This is a genomic window from Bartonella sp. AC535YNZD, assembly GCF_042196625.1.
GTDB lineage: Bacteria > Pseudomonadota > Alphaproteobacteria > Rhizobiales > Rhizobiaceae > Bartonella.
Genome location: NZ_JBHIQP010000094.1, coordinates 292 through 586 on the forward strand (window position 1 = coordinate 292; position 295 = coordinate 586).

Here is a 295-nt window from a genome sequence, read left to right on the forward strand (position 1 = left end):
ATGACAATGGAAAGGCCGTTATTGCGCAGGCAATCATCATGGTCAGTAAGGTCCGCTTCCTTGGCTCGTGTTCTGAGAAAGCCGCTCTTCCATTACTAGGTGATTTATGTAAGATTTCCTCCGTAACCGGAGATTCTTGTACTTTTTCCTTTAATGCGCATCACCCGCTTTTTGAGGAACATTTCCCCTCCCGCGCCGTATGTCCTGGTTCACTATTGATTGAGATGGTTCTGGCTTTAGCCACGCAGGGTAGGGCGAAAAATATCGCATCTGTTGTGCTGAAAAAAGTAAAGTT

The 295-nt window shown here is 46.1% G+C and carries 1 pseudogene; it reads left to right on the forward strand.

Annotated features, from left to right (window positions below):
• Window positions 1-38 precede the first annotated feature (38 nt).
• A pseudogene (locus tag ACFIM8_RS09375) lies at window positions 39-295 on the forward strand (beta-hydroxyacyl-ACP dehydratase); the annotation flags it as partial.